At 73.6% G+C, this 16,283-nt stretch carries 16 protein-coding genes; 7 read left to right on the top strand and 9 right to left on the bottom strand.

Annotated features, from left to right (window positions below; translation table 11 throughout):
* Positions 1-303: 303 nt before the first annotated feature.
* Both J3A75_RS14095 and J3A75_RS14090 read right to left on the bottom strand, forming a co-directional pair.
* Positions 304-2,070, bottom strand: a complete 1,767-nt coding sequence (locus tag J3A75_RS14095) for a methanol/ethanol family PQQ-dependent dehydrogenase (protein ID WP_071000673.1) — start codon at positions 2,068-2,070, stop codon at positions 304-306.
* Positions 2,071-2,189: 119 nt separating this feature from the next.
* Entirely contained in the window at positions 2,190-2,786 is a 597-nt protein-coding gene (locus J3A75_RS14090; protein ID WP_012318910.1) for a TIGR00730 family Rossman fold protein, read from the bottom strand.
* A gap of 226 nt (positions 2,787-3,012) precedes the next feature.
* Between J3A75_RS14090 and J3A75_RS14085 the strand changes: the two genes are divergently transcribed.
* Positions 3,013-4,524, top strand: coding sequence for a LysM peptidoglycan-binding domain-containing protein (locus tag J3A75_RS14085; protein WP_209650926.1), 1,512 nt, complete (start codon positions 3,013-3,015; stop codon positions 4,522-4,524).
* Positions 4,525-4,534: 10 nt separating this feature from the next.
* Here J3A75_RS14085 and J3A75_RS14080 read toward each other — a convergent pair whose 3' ends face one another.
* Positions 4,535-5,869 carry a PLP-dependent aminotransferase family protein gene (locus J3A75_RS14080; protein ID WP_029361560.1) on the bottom strand — a complete coding sequence of 445 codons (1,335 nt, stop codon included), beginning with the start codon at positions 5,867-5,869 and terminating at the stop codon, positions 4,535-4,537.
* 104 nt (positions 5,870-5,973) lie between these two features.
* Here J3A75_RS14080 and J3A75_RS14075 point away from each other — a divergent pair, with 104 nt between their 5' ends.
* The 3 genes from J3A75_RS14075 to J3A75_RS14065 all read left to right on the top strand — a co-directional run bounded on the left by J3A75_RS14075 (position 5,974) and on the right by J3A75_RS14065 (position 8,497).
* Positions 5,974-6,180 carry a DUF1127 domain-containing protein gene (locus J3A75_RS14075; RefSeq protein ID WP_053621182.1) on the top strand — a complete coding sequence of 69 codons (207 nt, stop codon included), beginning with the start codon at positions 5,974-5,976 and terminating at the stop codon, positions 6,178-6,180.
* Positions 6,181-6,265: 85 nt separating this feature from the next.
* The gene (locus J3A75_RS14070; protein WP_012318906.1) at positions 6,266-8,188 is read left to right on the top strand and encodes an ABCB family ABC transporter ATP-binding protein/permease; all 1,923 of its coding nucleotides are present in this window, start codon (positions 6,266-6,268) and stop codon (positions 8,186-8,188) included.
* 72 nt (positions 8,189-8,260) lie between these two features.
* Positions 8,261-8,497, top strand: a complete 237-nt coding sequence (locus J3A75_RS14065; RefSeq protein WP_012318905.1) for a DUF6894 family protein — start codon at positions 8,261-8,263, stop codon at positions 8,495-8,497.
* A gap of 60 nt (positions 8,498-8,557) precedes the next feature.
* Here J3A75_RS14065 and J3A75_RS14060 read toward each other — a convergent pair whose 3' ends face one another.
* The gene (locus J3A75_RS14060; RefSeq protein ID WP_209650290.1) at positions 8,558-9,463 is read right to left on the bottom strand and encodes an NAD(P)-dependent oxidoreductase; all 906 of its coding nucleotides are present in this window, start codon (positions 9,461-9,463) and stop codon (positions 8,558-8,560) included.
* Between the two features lie 1,002 nt (positions 9,464-10,465).
* Between J3A75_RS14060 and thrS the strand changes: the two genes are divergently transcribed.
* Positions 10,466-12,493 (top strand): threonine--tRNA ligase, encoded by a 2,028-nt coding sequence (thrS, locus tag J3A75_RS14055; protein ID WP_012318903.1) that lies wholly within the window; start codon positions 10,466-10,468, stop codon positions 12,491-12,493.
* A 289-nt stretch (positions 12,494-12,782) separates the two neighbouring features.
* Positions 12,783-13,853, top strand: a complete 1,071-nt coding sequence (locus tag J3A75_RS37040; RefSeq protein ID WP_053621331.1) for a sensor domain-containing diguanylate cyclase — start codon at positions 12,783-12,785, stop codon at positions 13,851-13,853.
* On the opposite strand, the gene J3A75_RS14045 is transcribed toward J3A75_RS37040, so the two are convergent.
* From J3A75_RS14045 to J3A75_RS14025, 5 genes are all read right to left on the bottom strand, one after another.
* A complete protein-coding gene (locus tag J3A75_RS14045) occupies positions 13,811-14,236 on the bottom strand; it encodes a hypothetical protein (protein WP_012318901.1) in 426 nt (141 codons plus the stop codon). The two genes, J3A75_RS37040 and J3A75_RS14045, sit on opposite strands and share 43 nt — an antisense overlap.
* Positions 14,237-14,309: 73 nt before the next feature.
* A complete protein-coding gene (locus J3A75_RS14040) occupies positions 14,310-14,543 on the bottom strand; it encodes a DUF6894 family protein (protein WP_012318900.1) in 234 nt (77 codons plus the stop codon).
* 141 nt (positions 14,544-14,684) lie between these two features.
* Entirely contained in the window at positions 14,685-14,939 is a 255-nt protein-coding gene (locus tag J3A75_RS14035) for a hypothetical protein (RefSeq protein ID WP_012318899.1), read from the bottom strand.
* Positions 14,940-14,991: 52 nt separating this feature from the next.
* Positions 14,992-15,177 (bottom strand): hypothetical protein, encoded by a 186-nt coding sequence (locus J3A75_RS14030; protein ID WP_012318898.1) that lies wholly within the window; start codon positions 15,175-15,177, stop codon positions 14,992-14,994.
* 34 nt (positions 15,178-15,211) lie between these two features.
* Positions 15,212-15,463, bottom strand: a complete 252-nt coding sequence (locus J3A75_RS14025) for a hypothetical protein (protein WP_306419169.1) — start codon at positions 15,461-15,463, stop codon at positions 15,212-15,214.
* Between the two features lie 273 nt (positions 15,464-15,736).
* On the opposite strand from J3A75_RS14025, the gene J3A75_RS14020 reads away from it, so the two are divergent.
* Positions 15,737-16,204: a MucR family transcriptional regulator gene (locus J3A75_RS14020; RefSeq protein WP_012318896.1), complete on the top strand. Its 468-nt coding sequence runs from the start codon at positions 15,737-15,739 to the stop codon at positions 16,202-16,204.
* Positions 16,205-16,283: the final 79 nt, after the last annotated feature.

Genomic DNA, 16,283 nt, shown 5'->3' with positions numbered 1-16,283 from the left:
TATCATCGGAGCAACACTCTGTAAGGCGGCTTATTTTCGGAGATAGACTCTGGATTTGCGAATTTATACCGTTGAATTCGCCCCATCACAGCGGCATGCCGACCATTGATCGCCGTGAACGGCACGGCCGCACCTGAATAGTTGCGTCCGGGGCCGGCCGCCGGAGCCGGAATCGGGGCCGTGCGGGACAGGAGAGGCGGCCCGGGATGCGGCCCGGCAAACCCGGCGCGGGGGCGCCTCGGAACGTCGGAGGGATGCCGCGCGAATCGCCCGGCGGCGCGTGCGGACGCCGCCGGGGGCGGCTCACTGCGGCAGTTCGAACACCGTGAGCTGCCCGCCGGGCGCCGTGTACTGCGACAGGGCCGCGTAGCCGCCGACTGCCCCCGAACCGTCGGCCGGGTCGGTCAGCCCGGCCGCCAGACCGATCCCGGCCCAGCCGCCGACCCCGGAGAGCACCGCCACGTACTGCTTCCCGCCGTGCAGGTAGGTGGTGACGTTGCCGACGATGCCGGACGGGGTCTTGAACCGGTAGAGCTCGTGCCCGTCCCGGGCGTCGACCGCCTTCAGGTAGCCCTCCAGCGTGCCGTAGAAGACCACGTTGCCGGCCGTGGCGAGCGCCCCCGACCAGACCGAGAACGGCTCCGGGATCGTCCAGGCGATCCGGCCCCTGGCGCCGTCCCAGGCGATGAACGCCCCGGTCCGGTCCGAGCCCTCGGGCGGGTGCAGGGTGAGCGTCGCGCCGACATAGGGCTGGCCGGGCGTGTAGGTCACCCGAAACGCCTCGTAGTCCATGCACATGTGGTTGGTCGGCACGTAGAACAGCCGCGTCTTGGCCGAGTAGGCGGCCGGCTGCTGGTTCTTGGCACCCAGCGCCCCGGGGCAGATGTTCTTCGTGGCCTCGTCCTCGTCGGCCGCGCCGGGGGCGTAGCGCTTGTCGACCGCGGGCCGGCCGTAATCGGGGGCGGCGGGGTTCGTCTCCACGCGGCTCGCCCAGTTCACCGTGGGATCGAACTTCTCCGCCACCAGCAGAGCGCCGGTGGCGCGGTCCAGCGTGTAGCCGAAGCCGTTCCGGTCGAAATGGGTCAGCACCTTCCGGGCGCGGCCGTCGATCACCTGCTCGGTGAGGATCATCTCGTTGACGCCGTCGTAGTCCCACTGGTCGTGGGGGGTCATCTGGTAGACCCAGCGGGCGACGCCCGTATCGGCGTCGCGGGCGATGATCGCCTGTGCCCACCGGTTGTCCCCCGGGCGCTGGTTCGGGTTCCAGGTCGAGGGATTGCCGGTGCCGTAATAGACGAGGTTCAGGTCCGGGTCGTAGGAGAACCAGCCCCAGCTGCAGGCGCCGCCGGTCCGCCACTGGTCGCCCTCCCAGCTCCTGAGCGAGGAATCCCTGCCGATCGGGCGCCCGAGCTCGGTCGTCGTCTCCGGATCGACCAGCATGTCGGCGTCCGGCCCGGTGGCGTAGGCGCGCCAGAGCCGCTGACCCGTCGCCTGATCGTAGGCGGTGACGTGGCAGCGCGCCCCGTACTCGCCCCCCGCGAGCCCGACGATGAGCTTGCCGTGCACCGGCAGGACCGTGGCGGTGTTGGTCTCGCCCCGGCCCGGGTCGCCGTTCCGCACCGACCACAGCACCCGGCCGGTCTCCGGATCGAGTGCCACCACGGTGGTGTCGGCCTGCTGCAGGAACAGCCGCCCGTCCGCGTAGGCGAGCCCCCGGGAGACCGTGTCGCAGCACATCACGGCGATGACGCTCGCGTCCTGCCGCGGCGCGTAGCGCCACAGGATCTTCCCACCCTGGTCGAGGTCGAGGGCGTAGACCGCGTTGGGGAACGGCGTGTGCACGTACAGGACGTGCCCGACCACGATCGGCGCGCCCTCGTGGCCGCGCAGGACGCCGGTGGAGAAGGTCCAGGCGACCTTCAGGCGCCCGACATTGCCGGCATCGATCTGGTCGAGGGCGGAGTAGCGCGTGTTGGCGTAGTCCAGGGTCTGCAGGACCGGCGACGGGCCGGCCGCCGCCGCGCCGGCGAGGCCGGCGAGCGGCAGCGCCGCGAGGAGTGAAGCACGCATCGACGCCCGCATCCCTGTGATCCTCTTCGCCGCGCGGCCGGCGGCGGGCCGGAACCCCGGCCGGGATCCGCGACGGCAGCCACGGCTCCCCGCGCGAGGGCGCGCGCCTCTACGCGCCTCTACATGCGCTGCTGGACGATGCTCTCGGCCTTCGGGTCCGGCTCGTGTCCGGCCGCGCGGAGCAGCGGCACCACCTCGGCCGCCTCCCGCGCGACGAGGTAGCTCAGGTCGAGGCCCTCGCGGATGAAGCCGTGGCCGCGCATGTGCTCGAACAGGGCCAGCAGCGGCGCCCAGAACTCCGCCACCGAGACCAGCACCACCGGCTTCCGGTGGCGCCCGAGCTGCGCCCAGGTCAGCTGCTCGACCAGCTCCTCCAGGGTGCCGATGCCGCCCGGCAGGGTCACGAACGCGTCCGAGCGCTCGAACATCAGGCGCTTGCGGGTGTGCATGTCGGAGACCACCACGGTCTCCTGGATGTCGGCCAGCATGTGCTCGCGCGCCTGGAGGAAGTCCGGGATGATGCCGGTGACGTGGCCGCCGGCGGCGAGCGCCGCCCGCGCCACCGTACCCATCAGACCGACATCGCCGCCGCCGTAGACGAGGCCCATCCCGGCCTGCGCGACCGCGGTCCCGAGGATCTCGGCGGCCGCGCGGAAGGCCGGGTCGCGGCCGAAGCCGGAGCCGCAATAGACACAGACTGTCCTCACCGGAGCCATCCGGCGTCCTCCTCGCGCGTCCGTTGCGTGCCGTCCAGAACGCGCCCCCGCCCGGCACTCCACGTGCCAAACTGCTGAATTCGCGTGGGATTCACCCGCCTGGGCGGCAGGACGGCTTGGTGTGGGGACCATGTACGGTATTATGGGCGGCGCCGTCGACGGGTTTTCGCGCGGCCGGATGGCCGCCCGCCGGGCGGCGGCAGGATGAGGGGAGGCCTTCGTGGCGATGTCGAGACAGGTGCGGCGCAGTCTCGCCCTGGCGCTCGCCGGCCTCCTCGGCGGACTGGGCCTCGTGCTGGCGCTGTTCGGCGGCGACTCCCTGCGGCGGCTCACCGGCCGCGCCGGCCCCGAGACGTCCGCGTCGTCGGCGCCGGGCGGCAGCCCGCGCGGCCTCGCCGATCCGGGCGCCCTGGCCGGCCGCGCCGACCCGCCGATCGACTTCCGCGACGACAAGCCGGGCCGGGCGCGCCCGGCGCCGGGGCCGGGCCCCGCGGCGGCGCTCCCGCAGGATCCCCGCGCCGGCGCCGCCGGGGCGCCGCAGGCCGGTTCGGGCCGGGACGCGCGCCTGCCGGAGGCGGCCGAGGCGCCGCGCTTCGACATCGTCCGCGTCGAGCCGAACGGCGACGCCGTGGTGGCCGGCCGTGGCGCGCCGGACGCCGCCATCGAGATGCTGGTGGACGGGAAGCCCGTGGCCCGGGCCAAGGCCGACGCCAACGGCCAGTTCGCGATCGTGCCGCCGGCCCTGCCGGCGGGCGCCAGCACCCTCCGCCTGCGCATGACCGGCGCGGACGGGCGCGCGACCGAGTCGCAGCAGAGCGTCGCGGTGGACGTGGCCCCCGGCCGGGACCGCCAGCCCCTCGTGGCCCTGACCGCCCCGGACGCCGCCACCGTCGTGCTGTCGCAGCCCGGCGCGCCCGGGGCGACGGCCGACGCGCAGGGTGGCGCGCACGGCGGCGCGCAGGGTGGCGCGAAGGGCGGCGGATCCGGCACGAGGCCCGGCGCCGAGCCGGGCACCCGGGCCGCCGACGCGGCGCCGGCCGGGGGCGGGGAGACCCGCGCGGCCGCGGCGTCCGGGTCGGGGCCGACCCGGATCGCCAGCGTGGACGTGCAGGGGAACGGACGCCTGTTCGTGACGGCCACCGGCACGCCGGGGGCGCGGATCCAGCTCTACCTCAACGACACGCTGATCGCCCCGGGCAGCATCGGGCCGGACGGCCGGGCGACCTTCACGATCGGGCGCGGGATCAAGCCCGGGCAGTATCAGGTGCGGATCGACCAGGTCGATCCGGCCACCGGCAAGGTCGCCAGCCGCGCGGCGGTCCCCCTCGCGGTGCCGGAGCCGACGCAGGTCGCCGCCCGGGAGACCGCCGAGCCCGCACCGGCCCCTGCCCAGGAGGGCGCGCGGGACCACGGCGGGCGCGATCGGGCCGCGCTGGCCGGTTCCGGTCGGGACGGGTCCGGGCAGGACCGGCCGGCGGCGGCCTCGCCCCCGGCCGCGGTCTCGAATCCCCAGCTGGCCGACATGGCGGGGCCGGACCGGGTCGGCGCGGTGTTCGTGCCGGAGATCAGCACCGCCCGGATCACCCGCGGCGACAACCTCTGGCGGATCAGCCAGCGCACCTACGGCCGGGGCGAGCGCTACACGGTGATCTACGACGCCAACCAGAACCAGATCCGCGATCCGGACCTGATCTACCCGGGCCAGATCTTCGTGCTGCCCACCGACAAGCGCGGCTGAGCGGCCCCGCCTACTCCACCACCTGATCGTCGCCCGCGAAGGCCAGGCGGCGCAGGCCGCGCAGGGCCCGGTCGAGCTCCTCCCGGGACGGCGAGGCCAGGGCGAGGCGCACCGCGTTCGGCGCGTGGCCGGGATGGACCGCGAAGGACGAGGCCGGCAGGAGGGCGATGCCCTGGCGCAGGGCCGCGGCCGCGTAGGCCTCGGCCCGCCACGTCTCGGGGAGCTCCAGCCAGAGATGGTAGGCCTGCGGATCGCCCACGACCCGCAGGTCGGCGAGCGCGGCCCGGGCGAGGGCCTGCCGGGCCGCGGCGTCGCGGCGCTTGGCCTCGGCCAGCGCCGCCGCCGAGCCCCCCGCCATCCAGTGCATGCCGGCCGCGAGCGACAGGCCGAGCACCGTCCAGGCGCCCTGCCGGACGGAGGCGGCGAGCCGGTCGGTGAGGGACGGCGGCGCGGCGATCAGGCCGACCGTCAGCGCCGGCATCACCCGCTTCGACAGGCTGTCCACGAAGATCACCCGGTCCGGTGCGAGGCCGGCGAGGGGCGGCGCGTCCGCCAGGAAGCTGTAGACCGCGTCCTCGACGGCGGTGAGCCCCGTCCGCTCCAGGACCTCCGCCAGGGCGGCCCGGCGCGCCGGCCCCATCGTGGCGCCGAGGGGGTTGTGCAGGGTCGGCTGGAGATAGACGCCGCTCAGCGGGGTCGCCCGGTGGGCCTGGAGCAGCGCCTCGGGGCAGACGCCCTCGGCGTCCATGGCGAGCGGGATCAGCGTGATCCCGAGCCGCGCCGCGATGCCCTTCACCCCCGGATAGGTCAGGGGCTCGCAGCCGATCCGCTCGCCGGGCGCCGCCAGGGCCGCCAGGGCGGCGGCCAGCGCCTGCCGGCCGTTGCCGGTGAACAGGATGTCGGCGGGGTCGGGGGCGTAGCCCGCCCGGGCCAGGAACCCGGCGGCGATCGCCTGCGCCGACGGCGTGCCGGCGGGCCCGTACTGGCTGAAGCCGATCTGGCCGTCGTCGCGGGCGAGCGCCGCCAGGGTCTCGGCCAGGACGGCCTCCTGCTCGGGCAGCCGCGAGTGGGTCCGCTGCAGGTCGAGGGCCGCCGGGGGCGGCTCCGGACGGAGCAATCCGGCGCGCCCCGGCTCGCTGCGGACGTAGGTGCCGCGCCCGACCTCGCCGGTCACCAGACCCCGGCGGGCCAGCTCGGCGTAGACGCGGCTCGCCGTCGAGACCGCGATGCCCCGCGCGTAGGCGAAGTCGCGCTGCGGCGGCAGCCGCGCGCCGGGGCGGAGCCGGCCCGCCGCGATGTCGGCCGCGAGCGCGTCGGCGACGGAGCGGTAATCCGCGGGGCGCATAATTGCTCCGAGGTCAATGTTTCGATTGATCCGAGGTTTGTATCGGATCAATGCTCCGCCAGCAATCCCGGCCGGACTGCATTCCCGCCACCGGATCGTCTGCGATGCAAGCCGTCACCCTGTCCCCGCCGCCCGCCGCCGCCCGTCCGACGGGCCGTCCGGCCGCGCGCCCGTCCCTGCTCCGCACGTGGCTGCAGCGGATCCGCACCCGCCGCGCCCTGGCGGCTCTCCACCCCGATCAGGCCCGGGACGCCGGCCTCGAGCCCTGGGACCTGCGCGCCGAGATCGCGAAGCCGTTCTGGCGGGCGTGAGACGGGGACATGCACGCAGCGCGGGTGATCCCGCGCGATCTCGGGCCTATATGCGGGTCTCGCGACACGCTCCCCGCGGAACCCCATGACCGACGACACCGCGCCCGCGGCCGGGACGAAGATCCCGGCCGAGCGCCCCGGCCTGATCGCCACCTACAGGCGGCTCTGGCCGCATCTCTGGCCGCACGGCCGGCCCGACCTGCAGCGCCGGGTGTTCCTGGCCTTCGGCCTGCTGCTCGCCGCCAAGCTCGTGACCATGGTGACGCCGTTCACCTTCAAGTGGATCACCGACGCCCTGGTCGCGGCGGTCGGCGGCAAGGACGAGGCCGTGCCCACCGGCCTCCTCGCCGCGCCGATGCTGCTGATCGCCCTCTACGGCGTCTCGCGGATCGCCATGTCGGCGCTCACCCAGGTGCGCGACGGGCTGTTCGCCAAGGTGGCGATGCACGCGGTGCGGCGGCTGGCGCTCCAGACCTTCGAGCACATGCACCGCCTGTCCCTGCGCTTCCACCTGGAGCGCAAGACCGGCGGCCTGACCCGGGTGCTGGAGCGCGGCCGCGCCGGCATCGAGGAATTGTCGCGCCTGATGGTGCTGACCCTGGTGCCGACCATCGTCGAGTTCGTGCTGGTGCTCGGCGTGCTGGCCTACGAGTTCAGCTGGACCTACGCGGCGACCGCCTTCCTGACGGTCGCGGCCTACCTGGCCTTCACCTACAAGGCGACCGAGTGGCGGATCGCGATCCGCCGCCGGATGAACGCCTCCGACACCGACGCCAACACCAAGGCGGTCGACTCGCTGCTCAACTACGAGACGGTGAAGTACTTCGGCGCGGAAGCCCGGGAGGCCGGCCGCTACGACGAGTCGATGGCCAAGTACGAGAAGGCCTCGACGCAGACCTACGTGTCGCTGGCGGTGCTCAACGCCGGGCAGGCGGTGATCTTCACGCTCGGCATGACCGTGGTGATGTGGCTCGCGGCGCGCGACATCCTGGCCGGGCGCACGACGATCGGCGGCTTCGTGCTGGCCAACACCATGCTGGTGCAGCTCTCGATGCCGCTCAACTTCATGGGCATGATCTACCGCGAGATCAAACAGGCGCTGATCGACATCGACGACATGTTCCGCATCCTCGGGCAGAACCCCGAGATCGCCGACCGGCCGGGCGCCGCCCCGCTCGCGGTCGCGGGCGGCACGGTGCGGTTCGAGGACGTGCGCTTCGCCTACAACCCCGAGCGGCCGATCCTGCGCGGCGTCACCTTCGAGATCCCGGCGGGCCAGACGGTGGCGGTGGTGGGGCCCTCGGGCGCCGGCAAGTCGACGCTCTCGCGCCTGCTGTTCCGGTTCTACGAGCCGCAGGCGGGCCGGATCAGCGTCGACGGGCAGGACATCGCGGCGGTGACGCAGGCGTCGCTCCGGGCGGCGATCGGCATGGTCCCGCAGGACACGGTGCTGTTCAACGACACGATCGGCTACAACATCCGCTACGGCCGGGCCGACGCCACCGACGCGGAGCTGCGGGAGGCGGCCCGCCTCGCCCAGATCGACCGCTTCGTCTCGGGGCTGCCGGAGGGCTACGACACGCCGGTGGGCGAGCGCGGCCTGAAGCTCTCGGGCGGCGAGAAGCAGCGGGTCGCCATCGCCCGCACGATCCTCAAGGCGCCGCCGATCCTGGTCCTCGACGAGGCGACCTCGGCGCTCGACTCCTTCACGGAGGCCGAGATCCAGTCGGCGCTCGACCGGGTCAGCCGCGGCCGCACCACCCTGGTGATCGCCCACCGGCTGTCGACGGTGGTCAACGCCGACGCGATCCTGGTCCTCGACCACGGCCGCATCGTCGAGCGCGGCAGCCACGCCGAGCTGCTGGAGGCCGGGGGCGTCTACGCGGCGCTCTGGGACCGCCAGCGGGAGGCCGACGCCGCCCTGGAGGTGCTCCAGCGCGCCGACGCGCCGGTGCTCCCGCCCCGGTCGGGCCGCGCCGCCGTGCCGGAGACCGAGGCCGCGGAGTGACCGAAAGGCGACACGTGGAGAGCGCAGTCCGGGCGGGACGCAACCGGAAGCGGTAAGCGCGGTTTGCCGGTCATGCCGCACTTCTACCTGCACATCCGGGACGGTCAGTGGCTGGTCGAGGATCTCGACGGCGCCGACCTGCCCGACCTCGACGCCGCCCGCGCCGAGGCCGAGCGCTCCGCCCGGGCGCTCTTGGAGATCCAGCAGGTCGACGGCGCGGTGCTGGCCGGGCAGTCCTTCGAGATCGCCGACGCGTCGGGTCAGGTCCTGGCGGTGGTGCCGCTGAAGGACGTGCTCGAGCTGCCGTAAGCTCCAGGGCGCGGGTGGGACGGCCGGGATCGACCGCCCGAGGGCCCCTACGGCCGGCCCCTACGGCCGCGACCGCACCCGGACCCCGAGCAGCTCCTCGAACGGCAGCACCATGGCGCCCTTGTCCCGGTCGCCGTGGCCCTGGCGCAGGGCGGTCTGGTAGGTGGCGGTGGCGGCCGCGGTGACCGGCATCGGGAAGCCGTTCTCCGCCGCGACCGCCGCGGCGGCGACGAGGTCCTTGTAGGCCGCCCCCATCGGGTAGCCCTCGTCGAACTGGCCCCGGAGGATGCGCGGCACGAAGTACTGGGCCGCGTAGCTCCGGCTCGTGCCCGTGGTGACCACCTGGGCGACCTGGTCCGGGTCGAGCCCCATGGCGACGGCCATCGGCAGCACCTCGGCCAGGGCCGCGATGTTGATGTCGTAGAGCACGTTGTTGATCGTCTTGGTGAGCTGGCCGGACCCGGCCGGGCCCATGTGGAGGATTGTCGTGCCGATCCGCTCCAGGAGCGGGCGCACCCGCGCGACCGCCCCGGCCGCGCCGCCGCACATCACGGTGAGCGTCCCGGCCTCGGCGCCGGCCGGCGCGCCGGAGACGGGCGCGTCCACGAAGGCGCGCCCGGTCGCCGCCACCGCGCGGCCGACCGCCAGGGCCTGGGCGTGCGCGACGGTGCTGAGGTCGACCACGACCGCGCCCGGGGCGAGGCGCTTCGCGAGGGCGCCGGTCCCGAGCAGGGCGGCCTCGACCGCGTCGCCGTTCGGCAGGCACAGGAACAGCACCTCGGCGCCGGCGGCCCGGCCGGGATCGGTGGTGGCGACGAGGCCCGGCCCGTCGAGACCGGCGAGGCGCGCCGGGTCGGTATCGATCGCGACGAGCGTCTCGGCACCGGAGGCCCGCTTGGCCGCGAGGTTGCGGGCGATGGGGTGCCCCATCGCGCCGAGGCCGATGAGGGCGAGGCGCGCAGCCATGCGGGTGTCCCTGTTCCGAGTGTCCGGGCGCCCGCCCCTCCGTGCGGGGGAGGCGCCGCGCCAGCATGTCGCCGGACGCGGCCGCCTTCCAGTCCCGATCCCGGCATCCGTGGGAGACCCGTCACCCCGGATCCCATGGCGGCCCCCGGGCCGCGCCCGATCGTCGTGCGACGGCCCGGACGGCGGGCGTCCCCGGCCGGGCCAGCCGCGCCGTGCCGCCTCTCCCGCTCACGGAGACGGGCCTGCTTTGGCCACCGAGTCTTGACAATGTTCCTATTTTGTGCTTCCTGACCGCACCTGTCCGCGGCGCCTCGGGAGCGATCCCGGGGCGTCCTTCGGGGGCCTGCCCGGTGGCTGACCGGTCGGGTCCGGGGACGGGGCGGCGCCCGCGTCGGTGGCTCTCAGCCGCCATCGCCCCGGGCGGCGGACCGGTGCGGGGCGTGCCTCGGACGCGGGCGTGAGACCGGGCGGCACTCTGCCCGGCGGGGGAGGAAATGCCCCCGCGCCGACCCGCCTCTGGGCTGACCCTGAGCGACCTGCGGACCCGCCCACGACGAGGCGGGGGACGGCTGGAAGGCCACGGCGCCGATGCGGGTTCCGGGGGTTGCGGGCACGGCGTGCGCGCACCTCGCCCGAGACCGCTAACGGGGAGTCGCAGGACCGGGACGTCGGAGACGCCGCGACGAGAAAGACGGCAGCGGCCGGGGGAGAGGCCCGGCCGGTGCCGCGGGGCGCCGCGGGGATCGGATCCCGCGCGTACCTGGCCGACACCTGGGTTCCCGCGGCGTCCCGCGTCCCTCGTGCGGTCTCCCGGGCCATGCCCCCGGCGCCCAGGCGCGCGCGGGGACGATCACGCGCGTCGGAGCGGCGGGCGGGGGCCAGGGATGCGTGGAGTTGCACCGCACCGTTGTTCCCTCGCCCGAGAAATCGGTCTACACGGCCGCTCCCTCGAAATCGCTTACCTGCCCCGTATGCAGGACTGAGCCCGGAGACGCGCGCACCATGCCGATTCTCACCTTCCCCGACGGCAACACGCGGGAGATCGCCGCCGGCACCACCGGCCGCGCCGTGGTCGAGGGCATCGCCAAGTCGCTGGCCAAGCGCACCGTCGCCATGGCGCTCGACGGCACGGTCGCCGACCTCGACGACCCGATCGACCGCGATGCCCGCATCGAGTTCCTGGACCGCACCGACCCGCGCAGCCTGGAGCTGATCCGCCACGACTGCGCGCACGTGCTCGCCGAGGCCGTGCAGGCGCTCTGGCCGGAGACGCAGGTCACGATCGGCCCGGTGATCGAGAACGGCTTCTACTACGACTTCCACCGCGAGACCCCGTTCACGCCCGAGGACTTCCCGAAGATCGAGGCGAAGATGCGCGAGATCATCGCGCGCGACGCGCCCTTCACCAAGGAGGTCTGGACGCGCGACGACGTGCGCGGCCTGTTCGCCGGCAAGGGTGAGGGCTTCAAGGTCGAGCTGGTCGACGCGATCCCGCCGGGCGAGGACCTGAAGATCTACCGCCAGGGCGACTGGTTCGACCTCTGCCGCGGCCCGCACATGACCTCGACCGGCAAGGTCGGCACGGCCTTCAAGCTGATGAAGGTCGCGGGCGCCTACTGGCGGGGTGATTCGAACAACCCGATGCTGACCCGCATCTACGGGACGGCCTGGGCGAACCAGGCCGACCTCGACGATTACCTGCACCGGCTGGAGGAGGCCGAGCGCCGCGACCACCGCCGGCTCGGCCGCGAGATGGACCTGTTCCACTTCCAGGAGGAGGGCCCGGGCGTCGTCTTCTGGCACGCCAAGGGCTGGACGATCTTCCAGGAGCTGATCGCCTACATGCGCCGGCGCCTGCGCGGCGACTACGCCGAGGTGAACGCCCCGCAGATCCTCGACAAGGCCCTGTGGGAGACCTCCGGCCACTGGGGGTGGTACCGGGAGAACATGTTCGCCGCGCAGTCCGCGGGCGAGGAGGCCGAGGACAAGCGCTGGTTCGCCCTCAAGCCGATGAACTGCCCGGGCCACGTGCAGATCTTCAAGCACGGCCTGAAATCCTACCGCGACCTGCCCCTGCGCATGGCCGAGTTCGGCATCGTCCACCGCTACGAGCCGTCCGGCGCCATGCACGGGCTGATGCGCGTGCGCGGCTTCACGCAGGACGACGCCCACGTCTTCTGCACCGAGGACCAGCTCGCCGACGAGTGCCTGAAGATCAACGACCTGATCCTCTCGACCTACGCGGATTTCGGCTTCGACCAGATCGTCGTGAAGCTCTCGACGCGGCCCGAGAAGCGCGTCGGCTCCGACGCCCTCTGGGACCACGCCGAGGACGTGATGACCCGCGTGCTGGCGCAGATCGAGGAGCAGTCCGGCGGGCGGATCCGGACCGCGGTCAACCCGGGGGAGGGCGCGTTCTACGGGCCCAAATTCGAGTACGTGCTGCGCGACGCCATCGGCCGCGACTGGCAGTGCGGGACCACGCAGGTGGATTTCAACCTGCCCGAGCGGTTCGGCGCCTTCTACATCGACGCCGACGGCGCCCGGAAGCCGCCCGTGATGGTCCACCGGGCGATCTGCGGCTCGATGGAGCGCTTCACCGGCATCCTGATCGAGCACTTCGCCGGGCACTTCCCCCTGTGGCTGGCGCCGGTCCAGGTCGTGGTGGCGACGATCACCGGCGAGGCCGACGCCTACGCCCGCGACGTCATCCGCACCCTGGAGCGCGCGGGCCTGCGGGTCGAGGCGGATCTGCGCAACGAGAAGATCAACTACAAGGTCCGCGAGCACTCGCTGGCCAAGGTGCCGGTGCTGCTGGCGCTCGGCCGCCGCGAGGCGGAGGAGCGGACGGTCTCGATCCGGCGGCTCGGCAGCCAGCAGACCCGCACGCTGCCGCTGACCGAGGCCGTGGCGGCCTTCGTGGAGGAGGCGACCGCGCCGGACATCCGCCGCGCCGAGGCGGTCGCCGCGACGGTCCCGACCAGCGACACGGTGCTCGACGCCCACCACGACCGGCACGACGCGCCCTGACGGGGCCTCCGGAAGACGTCGTCCCGGCGCCGCGCGGCGGCGCCCGGGACGACAGCGCGGATCCACCGCGTCGAGGCCGGGTTCGAGCCGGCGACCGACAGAGTTCGCGTGTCGGGATCGCGGTCTCAACTTGCGGATGGTCAATCTCGGCGTGGATCGCTCAACGCGCACAACTTTCGTCAAGGTTGGCGAAAGGAATCCCATTCTATGAAGGCCGGAGACTAATTTCCGAGCCGGCTCGATCCGGCAATCGCCCGACGACGCTGTCGGGCGCTTCGGGGGACCGGCCATGGCGGCGGAGGCGGGCAGGGCGGCGACGAGGCTGGCGCGGCGCCACCGGCAGGTGGCCTGCGACCGGCGCCAGGACGGGCTCGGCCGCGGGCGCAAGCTCGGACCCGGCATCGTTCAGGCGCTGGATTCGCTGCCGCACGGCCTGTGCCTGTTCGATTCCGCCGACCGGCTGCTGTTCGTGAGCGACGGGTTCCGGCGCCTGTTCGGCCCGCCCGCGAGCCGGGTCCGGCCCGGCATGCACGCCCGGGCGGTGGGCGCGGCGAGCGCGGCGGGGGCCCTCCCGGCCGACCGGGATCCCTGCGGCCTCTGGGCGGCGCGCCGGCGGCTCCTCGCCCGGGGCGCGACCGACGCCGTGGTGCAGACGCTCGCGGACGGGCGCCAGATCGCGATCACGCTGCACCCGCAGGCCGGCGGCGCCTGGACCGCCCTGTGGGAGGACGTGACCGAGCGCTGCCGGGCGGAGTCGCTCCTGCGCTACATGGCCCACCACGACCCGCTGACCGGCCTGCCGAACCGCCGCCTGTTCGCGGCCCGGCTCGAGCGGACCCTGGCGGACCTCGACGGCGCGCCCTGCGCGCTGCTGTGCCTCGACCTCGACGGCTTCAAGCCGGTGAACGACCGCCACGGGCACGCGGTGGGCGACGCGCTCCTGCGGCAGCTGGCCGAGCGCCTGCGGGCGGCGCTCGGCGCGGGCGATTGCGCCGCGCGGCTCGGCGGCGACGAGTTCACCATCCTGCTCGGCGACGCGGCGCCGGCGCCGGCCCTCGGCTTCGCCCTGCGCCTCCAGGCGCGCCTCGCCGAGCCGTACGATCTCGGGACCGGATCGCCGATCCGCATCGGCGCGGCGATCGGCGTGGCCTGCGCGCCCCTGCACGCGACCCGGGCGCAGGCCCTGGTGGAGCGGGCGGACGCGGCGATGTACGCGGCCAAGCGCCTCGGCCACCCCTACCTGTGGGACGACGCGCTGGGTCCGGGGCCGGCGGAACCGGGCAGGGCGCCGCCGGCCTGCGGCGGCCGGGACGGCGCTCAGCGCGCCTTCTCGTGCTCCGCGAGGCCCACGGCCCTGTAATCGTAGGTCGGGAAGAACTCGGTGCGGTAGGCCCCCCAGGCCGTGTCCTCGAGGACGCGGTTGACCTCGCGCAGGCGGGACGCGGGCAGCCGCAGGACGATGATCTGCCCGATCCCCATGACGACGTTCCAGGAGACGACCTCGATCCCCGGCGGCGGGAAGGCCTTGTAGAAGCCCTGCTTGGCGAGCTGCGCGTTCAGCTCCGCCAGCGGGCGGGACTGGTCGTGGCGCAGGAAGACCGTCAGCAGCACGGCGTTGTCGGCCGTCGCCGCGGCGGAGCCGGGGGGCGGGGGCGGCGCGGTCTGCGCCACCGCCTGTCCGGCGGGACCGAGCAGCAGCAGCGCCGCCGCGAGCGGGGCTGTCAAACCTGTTGAACGTCGCATGCGATCTCCTGGCCTTCCCGTGCGCCGGCCGTCGTCAACGCGCCCGGGCGCCGGACTTTCCCGCCCCGCCCCGTCAGCCGCCCTCGACATCGTAGGAGAGCCGCAGACGCAGGCGGACCGCGCCCTGCTCGTCGCGCACGGCGATCACGTAATCCTGCCGCTCCATCGGATCGGTCAGGCCCTGCGCGAGCCGGGTCAGGATGCGCACCGCCTGCGCCCGCGCCGCGGCGAGATCCGGAAGATCGAAGCCGTCGCGGTCGCGAACCAAGTTGGCGCCGTCGTGGAGGTCGATGAAATAGCGGGGCACGGATACGAGCTCAGCGAGCGCCGGAGCTCGCAAGGATCAATCTCCGCTGTTTCTACGTAGTTTCCCGGGGGCCGCAATCCGAGGTCGCCCGTGTCGCACCCCCAGACGCGGCCGGTTGTGAGGCCGGGCAGGCGGGCGGCGTCAGCTCCCCAGCAGGCTCTCGGCGAAATCGTCCGGAACGGTCCCGAACTGGCCGAGGATGGTGACGCCCTCGAGCTCCCCGGTCTCGTCGTCGGCCACAACCTTGAGGGCCGCGGCGCCCGGCATGCGGGCGGCCAGCGCCTCCGCCTTCTTGAGGGCACCGAACTCGCTCTGTGCGGGCTCCTGGCGAGCGGGCCGCAGGCGGTTCCGGTGCAGCTCGAACGGCTGCACGAGGTAGGTGGTCTTCAGGGTCATTCCGGCGTCCTCGGCGCGGCGCGCGGTCGCGAACAGACCGCGGCGCGGTCCGCTACAGGCTGCGGGTGGTCACCCCGAGGGCGAGCAGGGCGTAGGCGCCGATGAAGAACCACTGCCGGTGCGCCACGACGGTTTTTCCGACCATCGGGATGCGTGTGTAAAGGCTGGCGACGGCGAGGCCGATCAGCACGGCCGACACCAGGAACGTGAGCAGGCGCGGGGCGGAGAGCGTGGGCATGCCCCATGCTCCGCCCGGTACGCTTACCGAACCGTTACCGGTCGAGTCCGGGCACGAGCGGGCGATACGCCGTCAACGGCCCCTGCGTCCCGGGAAGCAGCCCGACCTCGGCGAGCCAGAGGACCATGATCGCCCCGGCCAGCAGCGTCGCGAGCGAGGCGAGACGCCCGGTCCACCGCCGCAGGACGAACATGGCGACCACGACGGCCAGCAGGGCGACGAGGAGGGCGAGCATCAGCATGGTGGCGCCATGCCACGGCCGGGCCGCCGCGTCACCGCGGTTCACGGCGGAACACACCACCGGCCCGGCCGCACCGGGCTCGAGGCCGCCAGATGCACGTTCTGGTCGTTCCGCAGAGCGGAAACTCTACCGCAGTCGATAGGCCGCCTCGAGAGGCGCTCGGAAATACTCCGCCGCAAATCGCCAGGAATAGCTGTCCGCTCTCCGCGACGGGCACCCCAATCATGCACGGGATGCCGCCCACCAACGCTTTTGTAACTTGCATTCAGCGCTCAAAAGTAGCAGATCGCGGGCGAGGGGCACACCAGGAATCTTGCAGTGACAGAAGAAACCACAGGGCCCAACTCCAACTTCATCGAGCTGGCGGGCGATATCGTCGCCGCCTACGTGTCGAACAATCCGGTGCCGGCCGCGGAGCTGCCGGCGCTGATCGCGCGGGTGCACGGCGCGATCAGCGGGCTCGTCACCGGGACCCTGACGGCGGAGATCGGCGCGGCTCCGCAGGCCGAGGTCGAGAAGCCGAGCGCGGCCCAGATCCGCAAGTCGGTTCGGCACGACGGGATCGTCAGCTTCATCGACGGCAAGACCTACAAGACGCTGAAGCGTCACCTGACCAGCCACGGCCTGGACCCGCGCAGCTACCGCGATCGCTACGGCCTGCCGGCCGACTATCCGATGGTCGCCCCGAGCTACGCCGAGCAGCGTTCCGCCCTCGCCAAGGCGATCGGCCTGGGCCAGCCCGGCGCCATGGCCGAGCGCGAGCGCAGGGGCCGCAAGGCCGCCTGAGGACGAAGACCTCCGAGGGTGCCCCGCTCGGGGCACCCTCGCAACGACGCGTCGCAGGGCCCGGCGCGTCGCGCGGCCG

This window comes from Methylobacterium sp. PvP105 (assembly GCF_017876975.1).
Lineage (GTDB): Bacteria > Pseudomonadota > Alphaproteobacteria > Rhizobiales > Beijerinckiaceae > Methylobacterium > Methylobacterium radiotolerans.
This window is presented reverse-complemented; position numbering and strand designations above follow the sequence as displayed.

What these genes read in the sequence shown, in the direction of transcription:
- J3A75_RS14065 (WP_012318905.1), top strand. Translation starts at nt 8,261, where the DNA reads ATGCCGCACTTCTACCTGCACATCCGGGACGGTCAGTGGCTGGTCGAG.
- J3A75_RS14035 (WP_012318899.1), bottom strand. Translation starts at nt 14,939, where the DNA reads ATGACCCTGAAGACCACCTACCTCGTGCAGCCGTTCGAGCTGCACCGG.
- J3A75_RS14075 (WP_053621182.1), top strand. Translation starts at nt 5,974, where the DNA reads ATGCAAGCCGTCACCCTGTCCCCGCCGCCCGCCGCCGCCCGTCCGACG.
- J3A75_RS14030 (WP_012318898.1), bottom strand. Translation starts at nt 15,177, where the DNA reads ATGCCCACGCTCTCCGCCCCGCGCCTGCTCACGTTCCTGGTGTCGGCC.
- J3A75_RS14080 (WP_029361560.1), bottom strand. Translation starts at nt 5,869, where the DNA reads ATGCGCCCCGCGGATTACCGCTCCGTCGCCGACGCGCTCGCGGCCGAC.
- J3A75_RS14090 (WP_012318910.1), bottom strand. Translation starts at nt 2,786, where the DNA reads ATGGCTCCGGTGAGGACAGTCTGTGTCTATTGCGGCTCCGGCTTCGGC.
- J3A75_RS14095 (WP_071000673.1), bottom strand. Translation starts at nt 2,070, where the DNA reads ATGCGTGCTTCACTCCTCGCGGCGCTGCCGCTCGCCGGCCTCGCCGGC.
- J3A75_RS37040 (WP_053621331.1), top strand. Translation starts at nt 12,783, where the DNA reads ATGGCGGCGGAGGCGGGCAGGGCGGCGACGAGGCTGGCGCGGCGCCAC.
- J3A75_RS14060 (WP_209650290.1), bottom strand. Translation starts at nt 9,463, where the DNA reads ATGGCTGCGCGCCTCGCCCTCATCGGCCTCGGCGCGATGGGGCACCCC.
- J3A75_RS14045 (WP_012318901.1), bottom strand. Translation starts at nt 14,236, where the DNA reads ATGCGACGTTCAACAGGTTTGACAGCCCCGCTCGCGGCGGCGCTGCTG.
- J3A75_RS14085 (WP_209650926.1), top strand. Translation starts at nt 3,013, where the DNA reads ATGTCGAGACAGGTGCGGCGCAGTCTCGCCCTGGCGCTCGCCGGCCTC.
- J3A75_RS14070 (WP_012318906.1), top strand. Translation starts at nt 6,266, where the DNA reads ATGACCGACGACACCGCGCCCGCGGCCGGGACGAAGATCCCGGCCGAG.
- thrS (WP_012318903.1), top strand. Translation starts at nt 10,466, where the DNA reads ATGCCGATTCTCACCTTCCCCGACGGCAACACGCGGGAGATCGCCGCC.